Source organism: Longimicrobium sp., from assembly GCF_036399255.1.
Taxonomy (GTDB): domain Bacteria; phylum Gemmatimonadota; class Gemmatimonadetes; order Longimicrobiales; family Longimicrobiaceae; genus Longimicrobium.
The window spans coordinates 1-21,880 of the sequence record NZ_DASWNM010000067.1 but is presented as its reverse complement, the minus strand read 5'-3'; the positions used below and the strand labels follow the sequence as shown (position 1 = coordinate 21,880).

Genomic DNA, 21,880 nt, shown 5'->3' with positions numbered 1-21,880 from the left:
CCATTCCCCGGCGCCGTCCTTTGAGGGATTTGCAGTGGTGATGAAGAAGCTGGGGAGCAACCCGGGCGAGATGCCCTTTCTGGACCACCTCGAAGAGCTGCGCTGGCGGGCCCTGTGGAGCCTGCTGGCCGTCATCGCGGGCGCCATCGTGGGCTTCATCCTGGTGGACCGGATGGACGCGATGGAACTGCTCATCCGCCCCATCGAGCCGTTCCTGGAAGGGGGCAAGCTCAAGTACCTCAGCCCCACCGACCCCTTCTTCGTCACGCTGAAGCTGTCGCTGATCGCGGGGCTGGTGCTGGCGTCGCCCATCGTCATCTACCAGATCTGGGCGTTCCTGGCCCCGGCGCTCATGCCGTCCGAAAAGCGGGTGATCGTCCCCGCGCTGTACATGGGCGTGGTGCTGTTCATCGGCGGCGTGGTGATGAGCTACAAGATCGTGCTTCCCATGACGCTCAAGTTCACCATGGGGTTCCAGACGGAGTTCCTGGAGCAGTCCATCGTCATCGGGCCGTACATGGCCATGGTGACGCGGCTGCTGCTGGCGTTCGGCATCGTCTTCGAGCTGCCGGTGGTGATCCTGATCCTGTCGGCGCTGGGGCTGGTGACCCCCGAGTTCCTGGCCAGCAAGCGCCGCCATGCCGTCGCGGGCATCACCATCCTGGCCGCCGTGCTGACCCCCGGCGACGTCATCACGGTGACCATCATGATGATGGCGCCGCTGGTGCTGCTGTACGAGCTCAGCATCATCCTTTCCCGCGTCGTCACGCGCCGCCGCCGGGTGGCCGAAGCCGCGGCGGGGGCGCAGGCGTGAGGATGCGATCGATGAAGGACCTTTCACACACGGGCTCCACCGTGCAGTCCAGCGTTCGCGGCCGCGTGCGGGCCGCACTCGTGCTCGCCGCCCTGGCGGCGCTCTTCGCCGTTCCCGCCGCGGCGCAGGTGCGCCCCACGCGCGGCCGGCCGGTGGAGGAGCGCCCGGCGCCCACCCGCCCGCGCCCGCAGGGGACCACGCGCGACACCGTGCCGCGCGACAGCGGCGCGGCGGCGCGCCCCGAGGTGCAGGACAGCGTGTACGACCAGCTGCTGCGGCTCCCCGGCTACCAGCCGGTGGAGTACCAGGGCGACAGCGCGCAGTTCGACAACGCCGAGCGCACCCTGCGCCTGCGCGGCAGCCCCGTGGTCACCCGCGGCACCGACAAGATCGAGGCGGCCGACAGCATCGTGTACCGCGAGCGCAGCGAGTTCATCGAGGTGTACGGCGACCCGCGCGTCACGGGCGAGGGGCAGGACATCGAGGGCGACGTCATCTTCTACGACCTGGGGAACCGCCGGGCCAGCGTGCAGAACGCGCGGACGACGGTGACGGAGGGCGCCACCTGGTTCGTGCAGGGCAACGTCACCACCGAGGAGCAGGGCGAGCGGGTGTACGCCACCGGCGGCACCTTTACCTCCGACGACCGCCCCGAGCCGGCGTACTACTTTCGCGCCGACCGGCTGAAGGTGATCAAGAACCGGGTGCTGGTGGGGCGGCCGGCGTACCTGGTGTTCCGCGGCGTGCCGGTCTTCGTGCTTCCCTTCATCGTGCAGGACCTGGGGCGCGGGCGGCGCAGCGGATTCCTGATCCCCGAGTTCGAGATCAACGACCTGGTGCGCACCGACCAGCGCGGGCGGGGCACGCGCGGCACGGGGCGGCAGATCGGCAACGTGGGGTACTACTGGGCCATCAACGAGTACATGGGCGCGCAGGCGGCGCTCAACTGGCGCAGCCAGTCGTGGATCGGGCTGGACCTGGGGTACCAGTTCAACTGGGCGCGGCGCTTCCTCTCGGGCAGCGCGTCGCTGCAGCGCTTCTGGCGCGACGAGGACGCCGACCAGTTCAACCTGTTCGGCAACGGCAGCTGGAAGCCCAACGAGCGCACCGACATCACCACGGCGCTCAACTACACCAGCAGCACGCAGTTCGAGCGCGACCGCGCGGTGAACCCGTTCCGGCAGACGTCGGACGTGAGCTCCACGCTGTCGTTTACCCGGCGCACGGACTGGGGGAGCATCAGCTCCGGCGGCGAGCTGCGGCAGTCCATCGCCACGGGCGACAACAACCTGCGCACGCGGCTGGCCATCAACCCCGAGACCATCACCCTGTTCGCCACGCGCGAGGGGGCCGAGCCGCGCTGGTACAACGACGCGTCGCTCACCCTGAACCTGGACGGCAACGCCGACCGCGTGTCGCCGGGCGACGCGCTGCGGCGGCGCGAGCAGGGGCAGCAGAACGCGGACGCGGCGCTCACCGGCGGCCTGCGCTTCGGCCCCATCAGCATCGCGGGGAACACGCGCTACACCCGCCAGCGCCGCACGGAGCTGGCGGCCATCGACAGCGCCTCGGCGGCGGAGGGCGCGGCGCTGGACCGGCTGGGCCTGCTTCCCGGCTACGGCACCGAGCAGCTGGACTGGGCGGCGTCGACGGGGTACGAGTTCCGCTTCATCGGCGCCACGCGGCTCACGCCCAGCATCAGCGTGGGGCAGCAGGTGCTGCGGCGCGACACGGCGTTCGCGGGCGGCGCGGCGCCGGCCCCGGTCGACCTGCAGCGCTACGGCGGCTTCGTGGCCGCGCCCATGCGCGTGAACTTCGGCGCGGGGCTGCGCACGGAGCTGTTCGGCTTTTTTCCCGGCTTTGGGGCGTACGAGGCGTTGCGCCACCACGTGTCGCCCTCGCTGAGCTACGTCTACACGCCCCAGGTGCGGCAGACGGCGCTGCAGGCGGCGGTGTTCGGCGTCGCGGGCGGCCGGCAGGTGAACCAGCTCACCTTTGGGCTTGACCAGACCTTCGAGGCCAAGGTGCGCGCGCCGCGCAGCCGCACCGGCGCCGAGCGGGCCGAGGAGACGGCGGGCACCGGCAACCCGCAGTCGCCCGAGGCCGCCAACCCCGGCGCGCAGACCGACACGGCGCGCGCGGAGCAGATCCCCGGCCAGACCACGCTGCGCGACACCACCGCGGCCGACACGGTGGGCGGCGAGACGGGCGGACCGGGCGGGGCGGGGCCGGAGCAGTCGGAAAAGGTGACGCTGCTGGCCGTCAACACCTCGTCGCTGGTGTACAGCTTCGTCCCGGTGGAGGTGTCGGGGCGCCGGTTCACCACCGAAGACATCACCAACACCATTCGCTCGGACCTGCTGGGCGGGCTCAACTTCACGGTGTCCCACGACCTGTTCCGGGAGGAGCGGGGCGACACGCCCGGCCTGGTGGGAAGCGGGCCGCGGCGGTTCTCGCCCTTTCTGACGGGCGTGCAGACGTCGTTCAGCTTTGGCGCCAGCTCGGCGCTGTTCCGCTGGCTGGGCTTCAGCCGCGCGGACGAGGGCGAGCGGCGCACCGAGCGCGGGCAGACGCCGGCGGAAGAGGGGATGCCCACGGCCGAGCCGCCGGGCGCGCAGACGGCCACGGGGATCCCGATGAGCTCGGGCGGCGGCGGCGGGGCGACCGGCGCGTGGAACGTGTCGCTGAGCTATTCGCTGCGCCGCACGCGGTCGCAGGCGGCGGGGCTGCCGGCGGTGGCGGACGGGGGCAACCAGCAGGTGTCGGGGAACGTGTCCTTTTTTCCCACCCGCAACTGGGCGGTGAGCTGGTACACGGACTATTCCATCTCGCGCAACGAGTTCGGCACGCACGTGCTCAACTTCAAGCGCGACCTGTACCGCTGGCAGGCCAACTTCGACTTCATCCGCGCGCCCAACGGCAACACGTCGTTCTCCTTTTCCGTGCACCTGCAGGACCTGCCGGACCTGAAGGCCGACTACAGCCGGCAGAACCTGGGCGCGGACCGGCCGACGCCGACGGACAACAGCCCGTGAAGGGGTGAACGGGTGAAGGGGTGAACGGGTGAAGGGGTGAACGGGTGAAGGGGTGAACGGGTGAACGGGTGAACGGGTGAACGGGTGAACGGGTGAACGGGTGAACGGGTGAACGGGGGGGCGTCGCCCTCCGGATTCCGTCGCACATCGCCATACCCCGGGTTGAAACCCGGGGCTGGAAATGCCAGAAGCCCCGTCTCGGCTCGCTTGCGCTCGCCGAACGGGGCTTCGGCCGCTCGTGATCTTCCACCCTCCATCTTTCATCCACCCGCGCACCACCGTGGCTTCCTGAGGGAGCGCCGCACCGCGCCTTCCCGAACCCGGAACCCGGCGCGCGACCGAAGGACCTGCTCTCCGCCGCGACGACCCTGGCCATCGCGGCATGGAGCCGCGGCAACGAAGCCCCGCGCCGTTTGCGGGGCTTCCCGCATTTCCAGCCGCGGGTTCACCCGCCCGGGAGGATGCCCGCCGAAATCGCGACACATCATCCTCATCCCGAGAACCCGGCCGACGATCGCGACGCATTTCCCCATCAACCAAATGGTCTCCATCATCCCCAAATCATCTCCGCCCAATCCCCTGTGTCCCCTGCGGGTGACGGAGGTTCGCCGTACCTGCGAGACACCCGCGGAGGGGGCGGAACGGGGCACGAGCGGGCAAGTGATTGTGGTGAAATGAGTTGGATTTGTGCCCCGATGCGTCCCCGGCCGGAACGCGCATTGCCCTGGGGATGGCCGGAGCAGTTCGCATCCGCACCACTCGCGTTGAAAGACCCCTCCCATGAAGACCATCGCCAGAAAGTACCTTGCCGTGGCGGGCCTGCTGCTGGCCGCGGCCTGTGACAACGATCCCGACGTCATCGTGAACCCGGGCGAGGAGCCCGGCCAGCCCACGGACCTGTTCGCCAGCTACGCCTGGGTGCTGGAAGGGTTCGAGAACAACCAGCCCTTCGGCTACCCCAGCGTGCAGGTGACCTGGCTTCCGCCCAGCGACTGGGACAACGAGGTGTTCCGCGTGTACGGCAAGCAGGCCTCGGCGGCCAGCTTTACCCTGATCGCCACCGTCACCTCGTGCACCGACTTCGGCTGCGTGTACACCGACCGCAACGTGGCCTACGGCACCGACTACGAGTACTACGTCTCGGCGTACGACGAGACCTCGGACCAGGAGACGGAGTCGGACTTCCGCGACGTGGTGCGCGTGCCCGCCAACCAGCGCCCGGGCGCGCCCACGGCCCTGCAGAGCGTGGGGCTGGACGACGCCATGTACCTGCGCTGGAGCCCCAACAGCTCCAACGGCGACAACGTCTCGCGCTACGTCGTCTACCTGACGCGCGTGGACGACACGGACGCGGAGTACTCGGTGGGGCAGACGGACGGCACCGGGTTCCTGGACGAGCGGGCGGAGAACGGCTCCGAGTTCGCCTACCGCATCGCCACGGTCGACACCATGGGCCACTACAGCAACCTGAGCGCCGAGGTGGCCGGCATTCCGCGCCCCGACTTCGCGGGTGAGCTGGTGTACGCCTTTGCCGACAGCGCGGCGGGCAGCGGCTTCCGCTTCCAGGCCAACGAGTCGGACAACCCCATCGTGCCGGGGAACTCCACCAGCGCGCACTGGCGGCTGGAGAGCAGCGCGGCGGGGTGGCGCATCGTTCCGCTGAACGGCACGCAGGTAACGGAGTGGGGCGCCACCACGGCCCTGGCCTGCGGCCCCGGCGCCGACGCGGGGTGCGTGGCGGCCCGCGTGGCGCCCACGGCGGGGTACACCACGGCGTCCATCCCGGTGAAGGCGGAGTTCAGCTACGTCTTCCGCGTGACCGGCGCCGACGGCCAGCCGCACTTCGCGGTGCTGCGGGCCACCATGCTGGGCACGGACCAGAACGGCAAGGACCTGCTGATCTTCGACTGGGCCTACCAGACGGTCCCGAACGAGCCCCGGCTGAACATCAGCCGCCGCTGATTGCTGGCGGCTGGATCGGGGGGATGAAAAGCGGAGGCTGCTTCGGCGGCCTCCGCTTTTTCTCGCCCTCAGGGCGTTCAAGAATGCACCCGGAGCTCTGTCTTCCTGAGGGAGGCGCCGCTCTGAACGTGCTGCCGCGAAAGACTTGGCGCCGACCGAAGGATCTCGCTGGCATCACGAGTGGGCCGGATCGAAACTCGGAAGCCAGCCCCGGCGTGGCCGAGAGTAGATCCTTCGATCGCGCGCAAGTGATTACGTGGGTTAAGGTTCCCGGTGTGCGCTCTCTCAGGAAGTCAACGTGCTTCGATTAACAAGCCGATTGTTGAACACACTCCCAGGCTTCGGAAAAGATGGCCTCACACGGAGTCAACGGAGTTCGTGTGGTGCGAGGGGAAAGGACTAAGAGCGTGCTCAAGAATCCGACGCTGCGCATCCAGGCAGATCTGCTAGCGCTGTCATTCCGAGGCCCGGCCACGCCGTAGCCTGCCTTCACACCAGAGGTTGCAGGGCCGAGGAATCCCCTGTCGGATTGCTGGAGGGCAGACGCGGTAGCCCGTGCTTCCCTTGCGGCTGCGACACGGGCGGACAGGGCCAGTGCCGGAGCGGTGCGGCGGGGCACCAGCGGCAGACAGTAGATTTCTCAGTCGGCGCGCCGGATTTCGTGCGAGCCGATGGTGCGGTGTGGCGCCTCCTTCGAAATGACATACGGGCGCGAGCGCAGGAATTCTTAAACACATTCCAAAGCGATTCCGGTGGCTCCATGTGATCCGGAGCCGTTGCTGGTTGCGCGGAGGATGATGAGCACGTATCGCTGTCTGCTCACCTTGTGGATGGGAGGAGGGGCGGATGATCGTCTTCGTGACGGGCGCGACGGGGTACATCGGGACGGCGGTGGTGCAGGCGCTGCGGGGGGCGGGGCACGAGGTGCGCGGCCTTGCCCGGTCGCCCGGCGCGGCGGAGAAGCTGGCGTTCGGCGGGGCGGAGGCGGTGGACGGGTCGCTGACGGAGCTGACCGTTCTCGCCCGCGCGGCGCGGGCGGCGGACGCGGTCATCCACCTGGGCGCGACGGGAAAGGCGGACCAGGCGGAGGTGGACACCGCCGCCGTCCGCGCCATGCTGAACGCGGTGGAGGGCACCGGAAAGCCCTTCATCTACACCAGCGGTGTGTGGGTGCTGGGGAACACGGGGGACGCGGTGGCGGATGAGGATGCGCCGCTGGATCCTTCGCCCCTGGTCGCGTGGCGCGCGGAGGTGGAGGCGACGATGCGCGACGCGGCGGCGTGGGGGATCCGCTCGGTGGTGCTGCGCCCGGCGGTGGTCTACGGCCGCGGCCGCGGAACGCCGGGCACGTTCGTCTCGTCCGCGCGGCGGAAGGGCGTGGTGCGCTACGTGGGCGATGGAACGCAGCGCTGGCCCTTCGTGCACGTGGACGACCTGGCGGACCTGTACGTCCTCGCGCTGGACGCGCCCGCCGGGACGATCCTGAACGCCGCCGCCGGCCCCTCGCTCCCCGTCCGCGACGTCGCGGAGGCGGCGGCGCAGGCGAACGGCGCGACGGCGGAGGCGTGGCCGCTGGACGAGGCGCGCGAGGTGCTGGACGCGTACGCGGACGCGCTGGCGCTGGACCAGCAGGTGGCGGCGGAACGCGCGGCGGGACTGGGATGGAAGCCGTCGCGGCCTTCGGTGCTGGATGAGCTGCGCATGGGCTCGTACGTGGCAGGGGCGTCGGGAGGAAAGTAGATCCCGATCCGCCACGAGAGCGAGTGAACTCGCCGCAACGACAGCGGGAAGCCCCGCAAACTGCGCGGGGCTTTGTTGCCGCCGGATCACCGGCGCGTCGAACAGCGCCGGCGCGCCGGAGAGGAGGTCCTTCGGTCGCGCGCCGGCGTCTCGGTAGCAGAAAGTGCAGGGCGGTGCTCCCTCAAAGGGCGTTGCTAAACCTCGCCCCGAATTGACTTCCTGGGGGAGGCGCCGCTCCTCATCTCCGGGCACCCAACAGTCATGGCGCCGACCGAAGGATCTCGCCGGCACAACCGGGGGGCCGGCTTCCGCGCCCGGAGGCCAGCGCCTTCGTGAAGGCGGACGAGATCCTTCGGTCGCGCGCAGGCGGTCGTGTAGCTTCTGGTTACCCGTGGTGCGCTCCCTCAGGAAGTCACCGCTTCGTTGTGAGTGTGAGGGTTGAGCAACACCCCCTCAAGAAGTCACGGGTTGTGTGGGGGCGGATTCCATCCACCGTCCCCTCATCCGCCGATCCGGCCCGCTCACCCGCTCACCCGCTCACCCGCTCACCCGCTCACCCGCTCACCCGTTCACCCCATCACCCCTTCACCCGCCCGCCGGTTGTCCCCACCGCCGCGGGCTTCTATTTTTCGCTACTTCCACCCCCTCCCAACGCGCGCCCGAGGCCCATGTCCGACCGGATCCTGATCGACGGAGACAACCTTTCGCTGGAGGACGTGGAGCGCGTCGCCACCGATCCGGAAACGCAGGTGGCGTTCGCCGAGGGCGTGGAGGCGCGCATGCAGCGCTCGCGCGACGTGGTGGAGCGCGCGCTGGCGGAGGGCGCCACGGTCTACGGCGTCACCACGGGCTTCGGGCGCCTGGCCGAGACGCCGATTCCCGCGGACCGGCTGGAGGAGCTGCAGATCAACCTGATCCGCAGCCACGCCTGCGGCTTTGGCCCGCCGCTCAGCCGCGCGGAGACGCGCGCGATGATGCTGCTGCGCGCCAACGTGCTGGCCAAGGGCTTCTCGGGCATTCGCCCCGGCGTGGTGCAGCGGCTGCTGGACATGCTGAACCGCGGCGTGCATCCGGTGATCCCCGAGCAGGGCTCGGTGGGCGCGTCGGGCGACCTGGCGCCGCTGTCGCACCTGGCGCTGGTGCTCGTCGGCGAGGGGGAGGCGGAGGTGGGCGGGGAGGTGCTGCCGGGGGCGGAGGCGATGCGGCGCGCGGGGCTGGAGCCGGTGCGGCTGCAGGCCAAGGAGGGGCTGGCGCTCAACAACGGCACCCAGTTCATGGCCGGCATCGGCGCGCTGCTGCTGCGGGGCGCGGAGCGGGTGGTGGAGGCGGCCGACATCGCGGGGGCGATGTCGCTGGAGGGGCTGATGGGGACGCCGGACGCGTTCCATCCCGCCATCATGCGCGCCCGCCCGCACCCCGGCCAGGCCGCCAGCGCCCAGCGCCTGCGCGACCTGCTGGCCGACAGCGAGATCCGCGAGAGCCACCGCCACGGCGATCCGCGGGTGCAGGACGCGTACTCCATCCGCTGCATGCCGCAGGTGCACGGGGCCGCGCGCAACGCACTGGCGTACGTTCGCCAGGTGCTGGAGTGCGAGGCCAACAGCGCCACCGACAACCCGCTCATTTTTCCCGACGAGGGCGAGAACGGGCTGGTGATCAGCGGCGGCAACTTCCATGGGCAGCCGGTCGCGCAGGTGCTGGACCTGCTGGCCATCGCGCTGGCGGACCTGGCCTCCATCTCGGAGCGGCGTACGGAGCGGCTGGTGAACCCCGACCTGTCGGGCGACCTGCCGGCGTTCCTGACGCGCGACCCGGGCGTGTGCAGCGGCTTCATGATCGCGCAGATCACCGCGGCGGCGCTGGTGAGCGAGAACAAGGTGCTGTGCCACCCCGCCAGCGTGGACAGCATTCCCACGGGCGCCAACAAGGAAGACCACGTGTCGATGGGTGGGCACGGCGCTATCAAGGCGCGGCGCGTGCTGCGCAACACCGAGGCGGTGCTGGCCATCGAGCTGCTGTGCGCCGCGCAGGCGCTGGAGTTTCGCAAGCCGCTGCGCCCGGGGCGCGGCGTGGAGCGCGCCTACGACAAGTTTCGCGAGCGGATCGGCCACCTGGACGCCGACCGCGCCCTGGCGCCCGACATCGAAGCCGCCGCCGCGCTGGTGCGCGAGGGCGCTCTGGTTGATCTGTAGCGCTACGCCGGTTACCCGGCGAGCCGCTTGTAAGTGAACACGGATCTGGTGATCTTGAGTACGGGGCCCGCCCACAGCCCGGCAACTTCACGGAGGGAGAGACGATGAGCACACAGCCGGCAGTCCGCGAATGGACGTACGCGGAGTTCGCCCGTCTCCCCGATGATGGCAATCGCTACGAAGTCATCGCCGGAGAACTGTACGTGACGCCAGCACCCGGCCGTTTTCATCAGAAGGTATCCGCCCGCCTTGTCCACCTGCTCGAGGCCTTTTGCCAGGAGCACGAGGCCGGCGAAGTCTACGCCGCGCCCATCGACGTGATCTTCGCGAACGGCGACTACGTGGAGCCGGATCTGGTCTTCGTTCGCGCGGAGAACGCGGATGCAGTGCTCGACGAACGTGGAGTGGTGGGCACGCCCGATCTGATCGTGGAGATCCTGTCCGACAGCACGGAGCGCCGTGATCGCGGAATCAAGCGCGAGCGGTATGCCGGCTATGGAGTGCCCGAGTACTGGATTGTGGACGCGGACGAGAAGCAGGTGGAGGTGTACCGCCTGGTTGTCGGCGAACTGAGGCGGGCGGCGGTGGAGGATGACGCACTCCGCTACCGTCCCACACTCGGCGGTCCAGAACTCGTGATCGACGTGCGGCACCTGTTCCGGCCCGCGAACGATTACACAAAGCCGCGGTTCACGAACTGAATGAGCGTCGGATCCGTCGAACAGGCGCTGCAGGAGCCGGGCGATGAACAACGGGATGGCTGCGCAATCCGGGTGGAGCTACACGGATTCCGACTGGCTCCTGGACGAGCATGGAAAGTTCGAGATCATCAACGGTGGGCTGTACCTGACGCCTTGGCTCTCGCCGGCTCACCAGGATCTGAGCGCGTGCGTGTTCATCGAGTTGAGCGCATTCGCCAAACGGGAGCGTGTGGGAAGGGTGCTCTTTCGGCCGCCGCTGGTGTTCGCCGACGCCGATTATCTGGTACCCGATATCGCTGTCTTCCCGGGCCAGCGGGCGCCGTATGCCCGCACGGAGAGCCCCGGACCCCTCGCCCAGCTCGTTGTCGAGGTGCTGTCGAAGTTCACCGAAACCCGCGACCGCGGTATAAGCGCGAGTGCTATGCGCGCTATGGAGTGCCAGAGTACTGGATCGTTGATCCCTTCCGGGCTCGAATCGAAGTCTATCGGCTGCAGGAGGATGCGGATCAGCCAGAGATAGTCGCGGACCGCGTGCGTTGGCAGCCGGCCGAGGGTGGACCGGTGCTCGAATTTGCGATCAGCGAGTTGCTGGCCGATCTGGAGTAGCCCGAGAGGTGATCGACATCCGTACCTCCTGCACCTGCGAACGACCGCTCGCCGCGGCTGCGCCGGGCATTGTCATCACGGACGGACGAAATGTGACCCGACGTTATAGTTCATCCGTTTCCAATCTGAACGCACGCACATGACCACCGCCACTCTCGCCGAACCACGCACCGTGCGCGCGCCGCACGGGAACGAGCTTTCCTGCCGCGGCTGGCAGCAGGAGGCCGCGCTGCGCATGCTGATGAACAACCTGGACCCCGACGTGGCCGAGCGCCCCGAAGACCTGGTGGTCTACGGCGGCACGGGGCGCGCGGCGCGGTCGTGGGAGGCGTTCGACGCCATGGTGCGCACGCTGCGCACGCTGGCCGACGACGAGACGATGCTCGTCCAGTCCGGAAAGCCGGTGGGCGTGTTCCGCACGCACCGCCACGCGCCGCGCGTGCTGATCGCCAACAGCAACCTGGTCCCGCGCTGGGCGAACTGGGAGACGTTCCGCGAGCTGGAGCGGCAGGGGCTGACGATGTACGGCCAGATGACGGCCGGAAGCTGGATCTACATCGGCACGCAGGGGATTCTGCAGGGGACGTACGAGACGTTCGGTGCGGTGGCGCGGCAGCACTTTGGCGGCTCGCTGCGGGGAACGTGGACGCTGACGGGCGGGATGGGCGGGATGGGCGGCGCGCAGCCGCTGGCGGTGACGATGAACGAGGGCGCGGTGCTGTGCGTCGAGGTGGAGCCGTGGCGCATCGAGCGGCGCATCCAGACGCGCTACTGCGACCGGATGACGCACGACCTGGACGAGGCGCTGGGCTGGATGATGGACGCGCGCAACCGGGGCGAGGCGCTGTCCGTGGGCCTCGTCGGCAACTGCGCGGAGGTGCTGCCGGAGCTGGTGCGGCGCGGGGTGACGCCGGACGTGGTGACCGACCAGACCAGCGCGCACGACGCGCTGAACGGCTACGTCCCCGCCGGCCTCACGACGGAGGAGGCGGACGCGCTGCGGCAGTCCGACCCCGCGGAGTACCAGCGGCGGTCGATGGAGAGCATGCGCACGCACTGCGAGGCGATGGTCGAGATGCAGCGCCGCGGCGCTGTGACCTTCGACTACGGCAACAACCTGCGCGGGCAGGCGCAGGACGCGGGGTACGCGGACGCGTTCGCCTTTCCCGGCTTCGTGCCGGCGTACGTGCGTCCGCTGTTCTGCGAGGGGAAGGGGCCGTTCCGCTGGGTGGCGCTCAGCGGCGACCCGGCCGACATCCACCGCACGGACGCGCTGGCGCTGGAGCTGTTTCCGGAGGACGAGCACCTGCGGCGCTGGATTACCCAGGCGCAGGAGAAGGTGGCGTTCCAGGGGCTGCCGTCGCGCATCTGCTGGCTGGGGCAGGGGGCGCGGGCGCGCTTTGGCGTGGCGCTGAACGACTTGGTGGCGTCGGGCGAGCTGAAGGCGCCGATCGTGATCGGGCGCGACCACCTGGACACGGGGTCGGTGGCGTCGCCGTTCCGCGAGACGGAGGCGATGAAGGACGGCAGCGACGCCATCGCCGACTGGCCGATCCTGAACGCGCTGGTGAACGTGGCCAGCGGCGCGTCGTGGGTCAGCTTTCACCACGGCGGCGGGGTGGGGATCGGCAACTCGCTGCACGCGGGGCAGGTGATCGTGGCGGACGGAACGCCCGAGATGCGCGAGCGGCTGGAGCGCGTGCTGACCAACGACCCGGGGATGGGCGTCATTCGCCACGCGGACGCGGGGTACGACGAGGCCATCGAGACGGCGCGGCGGGAGGGGGTCCGGGTTCCGATGCTGGAGGGCCCCGCCGGCGGGTGAGCGGCGCGCGGCGGCCGTCGCGTCCATCCCCATCCAGCGCAACGCCCCGGTGAGCGACCGGCCGGCGGGCGGGTTCGTGTCGCGGGACGGCGTGCGGCTGCACGTGCTCCGCTGGGAATCGGCCGGCCCGGCGCTGGTGCTGGTTCCCGGGCTGGGGCAGAGCGCGCACGTCTTCCGCGAGCTGGCGCCGGCGCTGGCGGGCGACTTTCGCGTGATCGCCTTTACCCCGCGCGGCCACGGACAGTCCGCCACGCCCACCGGCGACTACACGCTGGAGGGCTTTGCGGACGACCTGCGGGCGGTGCTGGACGGGCTGCAGGTGGAGCGCGCGATCGTCGTCGCGCACTCGCTGGGGGGGACGGTGGCCACGCGGCTGGCGGTGCGCAGCCCGGGGCGGGTGCGGGGGATCGTGTACCTGGACGCGCTGCACGACTACGGGCGCTGGGGCGAGGTGATGATGCGGAACCCCTTTCCGCCCCCGCCGCGCCCGGACTTTGGCGACCGGGACGCGACGCGCGCGTGGATGACGCGCTACGTGCCGGGCTTCTGGTGCGACGCGCTGGAGGCGGACCTCAAGGCGCACGCCTGGACGGACATGGCGTCGTGGCGGTCGGAACTGGTCATGGGGCTGCTGGACGACGCCACGGTGCATCCCACGCCCTACGCGCAGCTGCGCTGCCCGGCGCTGGCGCTGGTGGCGGCGGAGTCGCTGCGGACGCAGTTCGGCTGGCTGCAGCCGATGGAGGGCGCGGACCGCGAGCGCGCGGAGGCGTACCTGCGCACGGTGCGCGAGCCGTGGCGGCGCGCTTCCGAGGCGCGCTTCGTTCGCGAGGCGCCGGGCGCGCGGGTGGTGCGCATCGACGGCGGGCACTACTTCTTTCTGACGGCGCGCGACCGGGTGGCGGCCGAGATCCGCGCCTTTGCGTCTTCCCTGACCCCCCTGGACACGTGACGCACGGCACCGGGTACGTGGACCCCGCCTACCTGGACGCGGCGGCGCGGCTGGCGGCGGACGGCAAGCAGCGCAGCTACGCGCGGCTGCACCTTTCGCCCGGCGCGCGTGTGCTGGACGTGGGGTGCGGCCCCGGCACCGACACGCTGCCGCTGGCGGCGCTGGTGGGGCCGTCGGGGCGGGTGGTGGGGATCGACCACGACGCGGAGATGGTGGCCGAGGCCGACCGGCGCGCGGCGGCCGCGGGGGTGGACGGGTACGTGGAGCACCACCGGGGCGACGCCACGGCGCTGCCGTTCGACGACGGGGTGTTCGACGGGGCGCGGAGCGAGCGGCTGTTCCTGCACCTGGCCGAGCCGGAGCGCGCGGCCGCCGAGATGGTGCGGGTGGTGCGGCCGGGGGGACGGGTGGCGCTGATGGACACGGACTGGGGGACGCGCTCGGTCGACACGCCGGAGGTGGAGCTGGAGCGGCGGATGGCGCGCGTGCTGACGGAGCTGTGCCTGGCCAACGGATACTCGGGGCGGCGGCTGTACGGGATGGCGATTCGCGCGGGGCTGGCGGAGGTGGCCGTGGACGTGCTGCCGCTGCACGTGACGGACTACGCGCTCTGGCGCCTGCTTTCGCGGATGGACGTGGCCGCGGAGCAGGCGGTGCGCGCGGGCGCGATGACGGCGGACGAGGTGCGCCGGCTGGACGAGAGCTGGCGTGCGCTGGGCGAGGCGGGGACCTTCTTTGCGACCACGACGATGGTGCTGGTGTCGGGACGGCGCGCGTAGCCGGGGATCCTCCGCGCAAAACCTGCCGCCCTCTTCCACCTCCACGCTGCCACAACCGCGTTGACACCCCACATCCAGCGCCTGTCGCCGCGCACCCTTCTCACGCTGCTGGCCGCCGCGTGCACCCCGGCGTGCGCCCCCATCGTCACCCACGGCCCGCGGGTGGAGGAGGGACTCACGTTCTACGGCACCGCGGGTGGCGGGAGGCAGCTCTGCGAGCGCCCGGACTGCGATACCAGCCTGACTCCGCAGCAGGGGGTCGGCGTTCGCTACGGCCACGCGGCGTCCGCTTCCGCGCCCGGCTGGAGCGTAGGGGTGACGGGATCTGCCGGGTGGGTGTTGTCGAAGGTGACGGAATCCACCGGGTGGGTGTCGTCGGATGTGGACCTGTACACGCAGGTGCCCACCGGCTTTACGCCGTTCGACGCAGGCACGGGCGTTCTGCTGAGCCCGGCGCACGTGATGCCGTACGTGCAGGCAGGGCGCATGAGACCGGACGGCGCCGGCTGGTACACCACGCAGGGATTCGCCCTCCTGTCGCCGCGGCCCTCCCGGTGGAGCGGGACGGGCATCACCTCGGAGCGGGTGACGCCCCGCTACTGGGCCCCCACCGTTGCCTATCGCACCCGCGGCCGGTATGGCGTGCACTTCTACGTGTCGGGCGCGTTCGGAACCGCCAGGGCAAAGGTTTCCCGCCTGGAAGAGCCGGGTCTTCAGACCATGCGCCAGCCGGTGAGGGTGGTGATGATGGGGATGGTCTTCGACGTGCAGCCGGTGCGCCGGTCGCGCCCCCTTCCGCCCGCGGCGGGGCCAGGCGTCCCCGCCCCCGCGGCGGTATCCTCTCCCGCGCCTGCTCCCGAGTGACATTCCGCCGCTGGCGGACGACGTTCCGACGCCACCGTCGGGCGAAGTCGTGCCTGCGCCGTCCGGCGCCGCATCCACGTTCCACCCATCCTCACCCTTTGCAACCACGCATCGGCGGCCCCTGGCCGCGCACCCTCCTTTCGCTGCTGGCCCTGGCGTGCGCGGCGTGCGCGCCGATGGTGACGCACGGGCCGGCCGTGCTGGGCGGCACCCACGTGGTGGTCACGGCGGGCGCCGGGGTTCCGCCGTGCGACTCGGCGTGCAGCCTGGACCTGCTGCCGCAGGGGGCGCTGGGCATCCACACCGGACGGCCGGCCACCGGCACCCGGCCCGGCTTTCAGCTGGGCGTGAACGCGTCCGTCAACCTGATCTCGTCGGAGCTGGACCTGTACGTGCAGGCGCCCACGCGCTACACGCCGCTGGACGTGGGCGCGGGCGTGCTGCTGGGCGGCGCGCACGTGATGCCGTACGTGCAGGCCGGGCGCATGCGCGCCAGCGACGGCTCCGGGTTCTACACCACCCAGGGCTTCGTGTGGATGGCGCGGCGGCAGACGGACTACGGCCTGTTCCCCGACGAGCCGCACGACGGCCCTGACGAATTGGAGCCGCGCTACTGGGCGCCGTCCATCGCCTACCGCACCGGCGGCAGCCACGGGCTTCACCTGTACGTTTCCGGCGCGTTCGGCACGGCCAACGCGTACGCGTATCCGCCGTACGGCGGCAGCCAGATGCTGCGGGTAAAAAGCCAGCCCGTGCGCACGCTGATGGCGGGCGTGGTGTTCGAGGGCGCGCCGCGGGACCTGCTGTACGGCCTCATCCCTTTTCTGATTCCCTGATCCTTTCGCAGACGCCGCCGTGGAACTGAAGATCGAACGCCTGTCCAAGACGTATCCCAACGGCGTGCACGCGCTGAAGGACGTATCGCTCGCCATCGCGCCGGGGATGTTCGGGCTGCTGGGGCCCAACGGGGCGGGAAAGAGCACGCTGATGCGCATCCTTGCCACGCTGCAGGAGGCGGACGCGGGGGAGGTGCGGCTGGGCGGCATCGACGTGCTGCGCGACAAGGAGGCGGTGCGCCGCACCCTGGGCTACCTGCCGCAGGAGTTCGGGCTGTACCCGCGCGCCACGGCGGAGGAGCTGCTGGACCACTTCGCGGTGCTCAAGGGGGTCACGGAGGGCGGCGAGCGGCGCGACACGGTGCACTCGCTGCTGCGGCAGACCAACCTGTGGGACGCGCGCAGCCGGAGGCTGGGCACCTTCAGCGGCGGAATGCGGCAGCGGTTCGGGATCGCGGTGGCGCTGATCGGCAACCCGCGGCTGATCATCGTGGACGAGCCCACGGCGGGGCTGGACCCGGCGGAGCGCGCGCGCTTTCTGAACCTGCTGAGCGAGCTGGGCGAGAACGCGGTGGTCATCCTGTCCACGCACATCGTGGAGGACGTGAGCGACCTGTGCCAGCGGATGGCCATCATCCGCAGCGGCGAGATTCTGCTGGAGGCGGAGCCGCAGGCGGCGGTGGATGCCCTGCGCGGCCAGGTGTGGCGCCGCGAGGTGCCGCGCGACGAGCTGAAGGCGTTCGAAGACGCGCACCGCGTCATCAGCACCACGCTGGTGGGCGGGCGCACGGTGGTGCACGTGCACGGCGACGCGCCGCCGGACGACAGCTTTCAGCCGGTGGAGCCGGACCTGAAGGACGTCTACTTCACGGTGATGCAGGGGATCGGCATCGGCGGGCGGGACGCTGTGGAGCCGCCCCCGCTGCCGTTCCACGCGGAGGCCGCGGACCCTGCCGAGGTTCCTCCGCCGCCGTCGACGGAGGATGACGCGGCGCCGCCGGCGGAGGATCCGTGGGCGCGGTTCCGCCGTCCGGAGGCGCGATGAAGACGCTGTGGAGCATCGCCCGGTTCGAGGTGCGCGGCGAGCTGCGGCGCATCAGCACCTGGGTGTACTTCGGGCTGCTGTTCGCCCTGACCTTCATCATGATGGCGGCCATGGCGGGGACGTGGCCGGAGTTCGACCTGGGGTCGCGGGTGCAGCTGGCCAACGCGCCCCGGCCGGTGGCCAACCTGATCGTGGTGATGTCCATCCTTTCCGTCCCCATCACCAGCGCGCTGGCGGGGCGGGCGGTGCACCGCGACTTCGAGGCGGGGATCCACCCGCTGTTCTTTACCACGCCGGTGGGCAAGGCGCCGTACCTGGGCGGGCGCTACCTGGGCGCGGTGCTCGTAAACCTGCTCGTCTTTCTCGCCATCCCGCTGGGCGCCATGGCGGGGGCGGCGATGCCCTTCGTGGACGCGGACCGCATTGGCCCCTTTCGCCTGGACGCGTACGCGGCGCCGTTCGCGCTGATCGTGATCCCCAACGTGCTGCTGACGGCGGCGCTGTTCCTGGCCCTGGCGGCGCTGACCCGGCGGGTGCTGGCCAACCAGGTGGGCGGGATGGTGCTGCTGCTGGCGTGGACGGTGTCGCGCCTGTTCACCAGCGCGCTGGACGCGGACTGGGCGACGCACCTGTCGGACCCCTTTGGGCAGGCGCCGCTCAACTGGTCCACCCGCTACTGGACGGTGGCCGAGCAGAACTCACTGGCGCTTCCGCTGACCACGGCGCTGCTGGCCAACCGCGCGCTCTGGCTGGCGGTGGGCGCGGCGATCCTGGCGTACGGCATTACCCGGTTCCGCTTTGCGCAGTTCGCGCGCGAGGACGCGGGGCGCCGGCCGCTGGACGCGGGCGAGGAGGCGCCGTCGCTGGCGGCGAGGCTCACGCTGCCGCAGCCGCGCCGCTCGTTCGGCGGGAACGCCCGATGGGCGCAGCTGGCGACGATGACGCGGGACGGGATGCGGCGCATCTTCCGGGGCGTGTGGTTCTGGATTCTGGCGGGGCTGTGCGTGGCGTTCATCCTGATCTTCGCCACGGAGCTGGGGACCATCTACGGGACGGAGACGTACCCGGTCACCTACCAGGTGCTGGAGATGCTGGCGGGATCGTTCGTGCTCTTCCTGCTCATCATCATCACCATCTACGCCGGCGAGCTGGTGTGGGAAGAGCGCGAGTCGGGCGCCTCGCAGATCCACGACTCGCTGCCGGTGCCGACGTGGATCCCGTTCGCCTCCAAGACGGTTGCGCTGATCGCCATGGTGGCGGTGCTGCTGGCGGTGTCGATGGCCACGGGGATGCTGATCCAGGCGGCGCGCGGCTACTTTCGCTTTCAGCCCTGGCTGTACGTGCGCGAGCTGTTTGGCCTGTACCTGCCGATGTTCGCGCTCCTCGTGGTCCTCGCCGTCGCCGTGCAGTCGCTGGTGAACCACAAGTACGTGGGGCACCTGATCGTCATCCTGTTCTACGTCTCCACGCCGCTCCTGTACCTGGCCGGGCTCACCCACAACCTGTTCCACTACTCGTCCACCCCCGAGACGTTCTACAGCGACATGAACGGCTACGGGCACACGGTGCGGCCGTGGGGCTGGTACATGCTGTTCTGGGCGGGCGTCGCCATCCTGCTGGCGGTGCTGAGCAACCTGTTCTGGATGCGGGGGATGGAAACGGGCGGCCGGTGGCGCATGCGGCTCGCCCGTGCGCGCTTCGGGCGTCCCGCGCTGGCGGCCACGGCGCTGGCGGTGGCGCTGGTGCTGGGGACGGGCGGCTTCATCGTGTACAACACGGTGGAGCTGAACGAGTGGAAGAGCGGGGACGAGGAGGAGCGGATCACGGCGGAGTACGAGAAGCGCTACAAGCGCTACGAGTCGCTGCCGCAGCCCCGCATCACCGCGGTCACGCTGGACGTGGACATCTACCCGGAGCGCCGCGACCTGCGCATCCGCGGCACCTACCGGCTGGTGAACCGCTCGGGGCGCCCCATCGACCAGGTGCACGTGGACCTGCTGAACACGCTGCGCATCCGGCGGATGGACTTCGGGGTGCCGGCGCGGCGCATCATCGCGGACCGGGAGAAGGGATACTACGCCTTTCGCCTGGCGCGCCCGCTGGCGCCAGGGGACAGCACGGAGATGCGCTTCGACGTGGCGCACGAGACGCGCGGGTTCGAGGACGAGCCGTCGTTCTTTCCGGTGGTGGAGAACGGCACCTTCTTCAACAACCAGTACCTGCCGGGGATCGGCTACAACGCCGAGGGCGAGCTGGAGGACGAGGGCGCGCGCGAGCGCCACGGCCTGGCGACGCGCCCGCGGGTGCGGCCGATCGACGACCCGGTGGGGCGCACCCGCAACTTCGTGGCGCGCGACGCGGACTGGATCCGCTTCCAGGCGACGGTGTCCACCTCCGCGGACCAGACGGCGATCGCGCCGGGGCGGCTGGACCGCGAGTGGCGGCGCGGGGACCGGCGCTTTTTCCGGTACGTGATGGACGTGCCGATGCTGAACTTCTACTCGTTCCTGAGCGCCCGGTACGCGGTAAAGCGCGACCGGTGGAACGGGGTGCAGATCGAGATCTTTCACCACCCCGGCCACGAGTACAACCTGGACCGGATGACCAGGGCGGTGAAGGAGTCGCTGGACTACTACACGCGCTGGTACGGCCCGTATCCCCACCGGCAGGTGCGCATCGTGGAGTTTCCGCGCTACGGCGACTTTGCCCAGTCGTTCGCGGGGACCATTCCGTACAGCGAGGGGATCGGCTTCATCGCGGACGTCGAGGCGGACGACATCGACTACCCGTTCTTCGTGACGGCGCACGAGGTGGCGCACCAGTGGTGGGGGCACCAGCTGGTGCCGGCCGACGTGCAGGGCGGCGCCATGCTGAGCGAGACGCTGTCGGAGTACGGGGCGCTGATGGTGATGGAAAAGGAGTACGGGCGCGGCAAGATCGGCCGGTTCCTGCGGCACGAGCTGGACGGCTATCTGGACGGCCGCACGACGGAGCGGCGGGCCGAGATGCCGCTGGCCCTGGTGGAGAACCAGCAGTACATCCACTACAACAAGGGCGCGCTGGCGATGTACGCGCTGCGCGACTGGGTGGGCGAGGAGCGGGTGAACGGCGCGCTGCGGGCCTTCCTGGACGAGGCGCGGGGGATGCGCGGGCGCTACCCCACGTCGCAGGACCTGCTGCGCCACCTGCGCGCGGCCACGCCCGATTCGCTGCGGCCGGTGATCGAGGACCTGTTCGAGACGGTGACGCTGTGGGACCTGCGCGCCACGCGCGCGGAGGGGACGGACCTGGGGAACGGGCGCTACCAGGTGGAGGTGACGGTGACGGGCCGCAAGGTGCGCGCGGGGCCGCTGGGCGACGAGACGCCGGTGGCGATGGACGACCTGGTGGAGATCGGGGTGTTCGGCGCGGACAAGGAGGAGCCGATCTGGCTTCAGAAGGTTCGCTACGACGGGCGGCAGCGCACCTTTCGCATCGTGGTGAACGAGTGGCCGCGCCGGGCGGGGATCGATCCGCTGCACAAGCTGATCGACCGCGAGCTGGACGACAACGTGGAAGACATCACGCGCCGCCCCGGCACCGCGCGCCGCTCCGCGGGTGACAGTGCGCGGCGGGACAGCGTGCGCCGGCCGCCGCGCGATTCCGGCGGATGACATCAGCATTCATCCGGCTGACGATGGGTTGGGGTACAGAGGAACAGAGTCAAACAGAGAAAGCGAGTGGAAGCATGATCTCGTTTCCTCTGTCTGACTCTGTCCCTCTGTACGATCAATCTTTTCCAGGTATGCGGCGGGTTGGCCGGGCTTCTTCCCTGACTCGCTTACATGTGAATGGGGAGCGGGGATATGGGGACGGAGAAAGCGAGCCTGCGGCCCGGGGAGCGGGTGACGCGCGTGATCCGGCAGCGGCTGCACCTGCGCGGCGAGCTGATGCTGGCGGCGCTCCCCACGGCGACGGTGCTGCTGGTGCTGTACCTGGTGGAGACGCTGAGCGAGCAGCGGCTGCTGTTCGCGTCGCTGGCCTCCAGCGCGTTCCTGATCTACATGGACCCGGAGCACGGCACCAACCGGGTGCGCACGCTGGTGATCTCGCAGATCTCCGCCGCGCTGATCGGGCTGGCGACGTTCACGGTGCTGGGCCCCGGCTACGACGCGGGCGCGCTGGCCATGGTGCTCACCATTCTGCTGATGATCGTGAGCGACGCGGTGCACCCGCCGGCCGTTTCCACGGCGCTCAGCTTCTCGCTGCGCGCGGGCGACGAGAGCAATGTGGCGCTGTTTGGCCTTGCGGTGGCGATCACGGCGGCCCTGGTGCTGATGCAGCGCGCCGCCCTGTGGATGCTGGCGCGGCATAACTCGGGCTAAATTTTGCCCGCACCGACGCACTTCTGGTAGCAGCCCCATTGTTCAGTGATAGACCGACAGGGTGAGGAATTCGGTCCACGACCAGACGTGGTCGCTCAACCCGATGGCCATCGCCGGCGAGCGCCGAACGTAGCGCCGCCCGCCCGGAAGACCTGTCCGCTCCTG

14 protein-coding genes and 1 pseudogene are annotated in these 21,880 nt (G+C 70.3%); all 15 read left to right on the top strand.

All coding sequences use genetic code 11. From position 1 onward, the window contains the following. Positions 1 to 40 precede the first annotated feature (40 nt). On the top strand, positions 41 to 814 hold the full coding sequence (gene tatC, locus VGC13_RS10095) for a twin-arginine translocase subunit TatC (protein WP_331125123.1): 774 nt from the start codon (positions 41 to 43) through the stop codon (positions 812 to 814). A gap of 11 nt (positions 815 to 825) precedes the next feature. Further along, positions 826 to 3,849: a putative LPS assembly protein LptD gene (locus VGC13_RS10090; RefSeq protein WP_331125122.1), complete on the top strand. Its 3,024-nt coding sequence runs from the start codon at positions 826 to 828 to the stop codon at positions 3,847 to 3,849. Between the two features lie 780 nt (positions 3,850 to 4,629). Further along, positions 4,630 to 5,811, top strand: a complete 1,182-nt coding sequence (locus VGC13_RS10085; protein ID WP_331125121.1) for a hypothetical protein — start codon at positions 4,630 to 4,632, stop codon at positions 5,809 to 5,811. A gap of 846 nt (positions 5,812 to 6,657) precedes the next feature. Further along, positions 6,658 to 7,551, top strand: coding sequence for an NAD-dependent epimerase/dehydratase family protein (locus VGC13_RS10080; protein WP_331125120.1), 894 nt, complete (start codon positions 6,658 to 6,660; stop codon positions 7,549 to 7,551). Between the two features lie 668 nt (positions 7,552 to 8,219). Next, complete coding sequence (hutH, locus tag VGC13_RS10075; RefSeq protein WP_331125119.1) at positions 8,220 to 9,743, top strand: histidine ammonia-lyase; 1,524 nt, start codon at positions 8,220 to 8,222, stop codon at positions 9,741 to 9,743. A gap of 104 nt (positions 9,744 to 9,847) precedes the next feature. Further along, entirely contained in the window at positions 9,848 to 10,444 is a 597-nt protein-coding gene (locus tag VGC13_RS10070; RefSeq protein ID WP_331125118.1) for a Uma2 family endonuclease, read from the top strand. A gap of 43 nt (positions 10,445 to 10,487) precedes the next feature. Further along, a pseudogene (locus VGC13_RS10065) lies at positions 10,488 to 11,050 on the top strand (Uma2 family endonuclease). Positions 11,051 to 11,189: 139 nt separating this feature from the next. Beyond that, complete coding sequence (gene hutU, locus VGC13_RS10060) at positions 11,190 to 12,875, top strand: urocanate hydratase (protein ID WP_331125116.1); 1,686 nt, start codon at positions 11,190 to 11,192, stop codon at positions 12,873 to 12,875. Between the two features lie 49 nt (positions 12,876 to 12,924). After that, positions 12,925 to 13,827 carry an alpha/beta hydrolase gene (locus tag VGC13_RS10055; RefSeq protein ID WP_331125115.1) on the top strand — a complete coding sequence of 301 codons (903 nt, stop codon included), beginning with the start codon at positions 12,925 to 12,927 and terminating at the stop codon, positions 13,825 to 13,827. Next, positions 13,824 to 14,606, top strand: coding sequence for a methyltransferase domain-containing protein (locus VGC13_RS10050; RefSeq protein ID WP_331125114.1), 783 nt, complete (start codon positions 13,824 to 13,826; stop codon positions 14,604 to 14,606). Before VGC13_RS10055 ends, VGC13_RS10050 begins: the two co-directional genes overlap by 4 nt. A gap of 60 nt (positions 14,607 to 14,666) precedes the next feature. Then, complete coding sequence (locus VGC13_RS10045; RefSeq protein ID WP_331125113.1) at positions 14,667 to 15,470, top strand: hypothetical protein; 804 nt, start codon at positions 14,667 to 14,669, stop codon at positions 15,468 to 15,470. 98 nt (positions 15,471 to 15,568) lie between these two features. Further along, entirely contained in the window at positions 15,569 to 16,306 is a 738-nt protein-coding gene (locus VGC13_RS10040; RefSeq protein WP_331125112.1) for a hypothetical protein, read from the top strand. Between the two features lie 19 nt (positions 16,307 to 16,325). Beyond that, complete coding sequence (locus VGC13_RS10035) at positions 16,326 to 17,351, top strand: ABC transporter ATP-binding protein (protein ID WP_331125111.1); 1,026 nt, start codon at positions 16,326 to 16,328, stop codon at positions 17,349 to 17,351. Then, positions 17,348 to 21,004: an ABC transporter permease/M1 family aminopeptidase gene (locus VGC13_RS10030; RefSeq protein WP_331125110.1), complete on the top strand. Its 3,657-nt coding sequence runs from the start codon at positions 17,348 to 17,350 to the stop codon at positions 21,002 to 21,004. The genes VGC13_RS10035 and VGC13_RS10030 overlap by 4 nt, the downstream gene beginning before the upstream one ends. A 192-nt stretch (positions 21,005 to 21,196) precedes the next feature. Beyond that, the gene (locus tag VGC13_RS10025; protein WP_349264198.1) at positions 21,197 to 21,715 is read left to right on the top strand and encodes an HPP family protein; all 519 of its coding nucleotides are present in this window, start codon (positions 21,197 to 21,199) and stop codon (positions 21,713 to 21,715) included. Positions 21,716 to 21,880: the final 165 nt, after the last annotated feature.